The organism is Actinophytocola sp., assembly GCF_050699935.1.
Taxonomy (GTDB): Bacteria; Actinomycetota; Actinomycetes; order Mycobacteriales; family Pseudonocardiaceae; genus Actinophytocola.
The window spans coordinates 1-5,340 of the sequence record NZ_JBOHGB010000253.1 but is presented as its reverse complement, the minus strand read 5'-3'; the positions used below and the strand labels follow the sequence as shown (position 1 = coordinate 5,340).

The following is a 5,340-nucleotide window of genomic DNA, read 5'->3' as shown; positions in this document are numbered from 1 at the left end:
GCCCGGCCGAGTTCGGCGCCGCGCTCGCCGGCTGGCGGCGCACGCTGGCGGTGCTGGCCGACGTCGGCGGCCCGGCCGAGGAGCTGTCCATTGTGGACCCGGCGGAGGCGGCCGGGCGGACGTGGCCGGAGCCGAACGTCGTGCTGTGCCTGTCCGACCTCGATCGGACCAGCCGGCAGGGCTGGCTCGCCGGCGGTGAGCCGGTGCCGCCCGCGGACGGCTGGGCGCTGCGGCAGGACGCGTTCACCGTCCGGGAGGGCGTGGGCGGCTCGCCGGAGCTGCGCGCGCTGGCGCTCGCGAGGCTCGCGCCGCGGCCGGGCTCGCTCGTCTGGGACGTCACCGCCGGCAGCGGCTCGCTCGGCGTCGAGGCCGCGCGGCTGGGCGCGGCGGTGATCGCGGTCGAGAACGATCCGGGGCTGTGCGTGCGGATCGTGGCCAACGCCAAGCGGCACGATGTGGACGTGCGGCTGGTCGACGGGCCGGTACCGGAGTCGCTGATCGGACTGCCGCAGCCGGACTCGGTGTTCATCGGCACCGCGCGTACCGACGTGGTGCGCGGCTGCGCGGGGCTGAGCGCGCGCCGGATCGTCGTCGACGTGCACGAGCTCGGCAGTGTCGGGCCCGCGCGCGACGCGCTGGTCGACGCCGGCTACGCGGTCGACGGGCGACTGGTGTTCAGCGCGCCGATCCAGGGTCTGCAGGGCGGCAGCGCCGCGGTCGAGGCCGCCTCGTCGCACCTGCTGTTGTGGGGCACGCTGCGCTGACCCCGCGTGGGTCGAAAGTCCCATGGTCAGGCGGGATTCCATCCGATCGTCGGGTGCTGGCCGCCCGTGCGTTTCCCCAGCTCGGACACTCGATCGTGACCTTGTTCGCCCGTTCAGACCAATACGAATGGGCGTTGTGGCTGATGGTGAGCCGCGCGTAGCTATGAGTCAGCACCGTGAGCACGCTCGCTCGCGGGATTCGAACAAGGGAGAAGAGAGATGGCTGAGGCAAGGCGCCTTCTCCGCCTGGCCGGGGTTGCCGCAGCGGTTCTCGCATCGGTCGGCGTCGCGGCGTCGATGACCATGGCGAACGCTGACCAGACGAACCAGTCGTCTGGCGACGTTCAGCCGATGATCATCGGTGGCGAGGAGACGACCATCGAGGAGAACCCGTTCATGGTCGCGCTGACCACGCCCGACGGGTTCCAGTTCTGCGGCGGTTCCATCGTCGCACCGACCAAGGTCCTCACCGCCGCGCACTGCACCGAGGGCCAGCAGCCCACCGACATGCAGGTCGTGGCCGGCCGCACGTCGCTGTCCGGCGGTGGCGGCACTACCGCGGCCGTGACCGACATCTGGGTCAACCCGAACTTCGACTCCGGCACGTTGTCCAACGACGCGTCGGTCCTCACCCTGGACCAGCCGCTGGCGGAGGCCCCGATCGCGATCGCCACGCCGGAGGACGCGGACCTGTACGCGGCCGGCGCGAACAGCACCGTGTACGGCTGGGGCGTCACCGAGACCGGCGACACCTCCGACATCCTGCGCAAGGTGAGCGTGCCGGTGACGGCGGACGCCGACTGCACTGCCTCGTACCCGGACCAGTTCGACGCCACCTCGATGGTGTGCGCCGGTCTGGCCGAGGGCGGCAAGGACAGCTGCCAGGGTGACTCCGGTGGCCCGCTCGAGGGCGTGACCGCGGACGGCACCCGCAAGGTGATCGGCATCGTGTCCTGGGGACAGGGTTGCGCGGAGCCGAACTTCTACGGCGTGTACGGCCGAGTCGCGGCGATGTCCGACCTGATCCAGGAGCAGATCGACAGCTGAGGGTAGGTAGCACACGAGGGCCACTCCGCCGCGGCGGAGTGGCCCTCGTGTTCGTGCTCAGCCGAACCAGGCCGGCTCATTGCCCGGCCGCCACTTGATGTTGCAGCCGATGCTCGGCAGCTGGCCGACCTCGATCTCCTCGCCCGCGAGCACCGAGGCGACCGCGGCCTCGAGTTCGTCGCCGGTGACCGGCACGCCGTTGCCCGGGCGGGCGGCGTCGAACCGGCCGCGGTAGGCGAGCGTGCGGCGGGTGTCGTACAGGTAGAAGTCCGGCGTACACGCGGCCCGGTACGCGTGCGCCGCCGTCTGGTCGGCATCGGACACGTACGGGAACGTCCACTGCCAGGCGGTCGCGTTCGCCGCCATCCGCTCGGGGACCTCGTCGGGATATGCCTGCGGGTCGTTGCTGTTGATGCCGATCACGCCGAGACCCTGCCGGCGCCAGCGCGCGGCGGCCGCGCCGAGCGGGACGGCGATGTGCTGGACGTACGGGCAGTGGTTGCACAGGAACGCGACCAGCGTGCCGCTCGGCCCGGCCACCCTGTCGAACGTCCAGATCGCACCGTCCGGGTCGGGTAGTTCGAACGGCGGCGCCTCGGTGCCGAGCGGGACCATGGTGGAGTTCACGGAGACCATGACGCGAGCTTATCGACCGCGCCCGGCATGCTTGACCGCATGACAGGTGAGGCGCACTACCTGGCCGGACTCGATCTGGCCGGCCGGCGTGTGGTCGTCGTCGGCGGCGGCACGGTGGCACAGCGCAGGCTGCCGCGGCTGGTGTCGTGCGGGGCCCGGGTCGAGGTGGTCTCGCCGTCCGTCACGCCGTCGGTCCAGACGCTGGCCGACTCGGGCGCGGTCGTGTGGCACCGGCGCGCGTACCGGTCGGGGGACCTCGAGGGCGCGTGGTACGTGCTGTGCTGCACCTCCGCCCCCGCGGTGAACGCCTCGGTGTCGGCGGAGGCCGAGCGGCTGCGGGTGTTCTGCGTGCGCGCCGACGCGGGGTCGCTGGGCACCGCGGTCACACCGGCGACCGGCGACCACGACGGGCTGCTGGTCGGCGTCCTGGCCGGCGGCGAGCACCGTCGGTCGGCGGCCGTGCGCGACTCGCTGCTCGCGGCACTGCGCGCGGGGCCGGTGCCGGATGCGGTGACGAAGCCGGTGGGCGTGGCCCTGGTCGGTGGCGGCCCGGGCGATCCGGACCTGATCACGGTCCGCGGCCGCAGGCTGCTGTCCCAGGCCGACGTGGTGGTGGCCGACCGGCTGGCGCCGGGTGCGCTGCTGGAGGAGCTGCCGCCGTCGGTGGAGGTGGTCGACGCGGCGAAGATCCCGTACGGGCGCGCGGCGAGCCAGGACGCGATCAACGAGCTGCTGGTCTCGCACGCCCGCGCGGGCCGGTTTGTCGTGCGCTTGAAGGGTGGCGACCCGTTCGTGTTCGGGCGGGGGTACGAGGAGGTGCGGGCGTGTGCCGCCGCGGGCGTGCCGGTGACGGTCGTGCCCGGGGTGACGTCTGCGTTCGCGGTGCCGGCGGCGGCCGACGTGCCGGTGACGCACCGCGGCGTGGCGCACGAGGTCGTCGTGGTGTCGGGACACGTGCCGCCGGGGGACCCGTCGTCCCTTGTGGACTGGTCGGCCCTCGCGACGCTACGGGGAACCCTGGTGCTGATGATGGCGGTCGAGCGGATCGGGTCGTTCGCCTCGGCGCTCGTGGCCGGCGGCCGGCCGGGAGCCACGCCGGTGGCCGTCGTGCAGGAGGGCACGACCCGCGGGCAGCGGGTCGTGCGCTCCACTTTGGACAAGGTGGCCGACGACGTCGTGGCGGAAGGGATCCGGCCGCCCGCGGTGATCGTCGTCGGCGCGGTGGCGGGGCTGTCCCGCCCGGCGTCCTAGCGAATGTGCCTGCGGGGTCGGCCTCCCGGCCTGTTGAAGCGGCCGCTCGGCCGGAACGGGCGCCGGGTCGGCTCGGGGTCGACGACCGGTTCCCCGGACGGCAGGCGGGCGCCGGTGATGCGGACCAGGTCGTCGTCGCCGGGGCGGACCTTGGTGCGCTCCGGCTCGACGCCGGCCTGCTCGGTCATCCGGAACACCGTGCGCCGCTCCTGGTGGGTGACCAGGGTGACGACGGTGCCCGACTCGCCGGCGCGCGCGGTGCGGCCCGCGCGGTGCAGGTAGCCCTTGGCGTCGGCGGGCGGGTCGACGTGCACGACGAGGCTGATGCCGTCGACGTGGATGCCGCGCGCGGCGACGTCGGTGGCGATGAGGACCGGGAGGCGGCCGTCCTTGAACTCGCCGAGGACGCGGTTGCGAGCGCCCTGGGGCTTGCCGCCGTGCAACGCGCCCGCGCGGACACCGACCGCGCGGAGCTGGCGGGTGAGCCGGTCGACGTGGTGCTTGGTGCGCAGGAACATGATGGTTCGCCCGTCCCGCGCGGCCATCTCGGCGACCACGGCCGGCTTGTCCTCACGAGACACCATCAGCAGGTGGTGGTCCATTGTGGACACCGTCGCGGCCGACGGGTCGGTCGAGTGCGTGACCGGGTCGGTCAGGTACCGGTTGACCAGTGCCGCGACGTCGCGGTCCAGCGTCGCGGAGAAGAGCATCCGCTGACCGTCGGGGACGAGGTCGAGGATGTCGCGGACCTGGGGCAGGAACCCCATGTCGGCCATCTGGTCCGCCTCGTCGAGCGTGACGAAGCGGACGTCGTCGAGGACGCAGGTGCCCTGCCGGACGTGGTCGGACAGCCGGCCCGGGGTGGCGATGAGCAGGTCGATGCCGCGCTGGAGCTGGTCGGCCTGCTTGGTGAACGACAGCCCGCCGACGACGGTCCGGCACCACAGGCCCAGCGCCTTGGCGAGCGGCACCAGCGCGTCGGTGACCTGCATGGCAAGCTCCCGGGTCGGCACGAGGATCAGGCCACGCGGGCGGTTGGGGCGCGGCTTGCCCTTGTGCAGCCGGGTGAGCAGCGCCAGCCCGAACGCGAGCGTCTTCCCGGACCCGGTCTGCGCCCGACCGAGCACGTCCCGCCCCGCGAGCGCGTCGGGCAGGGTGGCCGCCTGGATGGGGAAGGGGTCGGTGATGCCCTGCTCGTCGAGCGCCCGCAGCAAGGGGGTGGGCAGACCGAGCTCGGCGAAGGAGACGGTGGCGGGGTTGGTCCGCCGTTCGCTGATGTCGCCGTTCCACCGGTTGGACGTCGCGTGGTGTTGGGTAGCGGACCCGCCGTGGCTCTGCTCGGTGGGGCTCTGCTCGGTGGGGCTCTGCTCGGTGGGGCGGGGTTCGGTGGGGCGGGGTTCGGTGGCGGCGGAGCGTCGGGGCCCTCCGGTGTCGCCGAAGCGTTCGACCCGCTCGGCGGCGCGGCGTTCCGCCCGGTTGGCGGTGGTGTCGTGCCGGTCGATGCCGCTGGGGCCACCCCAGCGGTCACCGGCGCCGAAGGTGTCCCGGCGGTTCGCGCGGTTCGCCGAGTTGCCGGTGTGTGGGCCGCGGCGGTCGCGCTGGTCCCGGCGGGCGTCGGTGCGCCGATCGCCGCGGGCGCCGG

4 protein-coding genes and 1 pseudogene are annotated in these 5,340 nt (G+C 73.5%); 3 read left to right on the top strand and 2 right to left on the bottom strand.

Annotation, left to right across the window (positions count from 1 at the left end; all coding sequences use genetic code 11):
• Positions 1–764 (top strand): annotated as a pseudogene (locus ACRDTB_RS37205) (precorrin-6y C5,15-methyltransferase (decarboxylating) subunit CbiE); the annotation flags it as partial.
• A gap of 219 nt (positions 765–983) precedes the next feature.
• Entirely contained in the window at positions 984–1,811 is an 828-nt protein-coding gene (locus ACRDTB_RS37200; RefSeq protein ID WP_431436958.1) for a S1 family peptidase, read from the top strand.
• A 57-nt stretch (positions 1,812–1,868) separates the two neighbouring features.
• Here ACRDTB_RS37200 and ACRDTB_RS37195 read toward each other — a convergent pair whose 3' ends face one another.
• On the bottom strand, positions 1,869–2,447 hold the full coding sequence (locus ACRDTB_RS37195) for a thioredoxin family protein (protein ID WP_431436957.1): 579 nt from the start codon (positions 2,445–2,447) through the stop codon (positions 1,869–1,871).
• Positions 2,448–2,486: 39 nt separating this feature from the next.
• Between ACRDTB_RS37195 and cobA the strand changes: the two genes are divergently transcribed.
• Positions 2,487–3,698 (top strand): uroporphyrinogen-III C-methyltransferase, encoded by a 1,212-nt coding sequence (gene cobA, locus ACRDTB_RS37190; protein WP_431436956.1) that lies wholly within the window; start codon positions 2,487–2,489, stop codon positions 3,696–3,698.
• Here cobA and ACRDTB_RS37185 read toward each other — a convergent pair.
• A complete protein-coding gene (locus tag ACRDTB_RS37185; protein WP_431436959.1) occupies positions 3,695–5,200 on the bottom strand; it encodes a DEAD/DEAH box helicase in 1,506 nt (501 codons plus the stop codon). The two genes, cobA and ACRDTB_RS37185, sit on opposite strands and share 4 nt — an antisense overlap.
• Between the last annotated feature and the right edge of the window lie 140 nt (positions 5,201–5,340).

Bases quoted from the DNA above. Each gene is read 5' to 3' on its own strand.
- ACRDTB_RS37200 (WP_431436958.1), top strand. From the start codon at position 984: ATGGCTGAGGCAAGGCGCCTTCTCCGCCTGGCCGGGGTTGCCGCAGCG.
- ACRDTB_RS37195 (WP_431436957.1), bottom strand. From the start codon at position 2,447: ATGGTCTCCGTGAACTCCACCATGGTCCCGCTCGGCACCGAGGCGCCG.
- cobA (WP_431436956.1), top strand. From the start codon at position 2,487: ATGACAGGTGAGGCGCACTACCTGGCCGGACTCGATCTGGCCGGCCGG.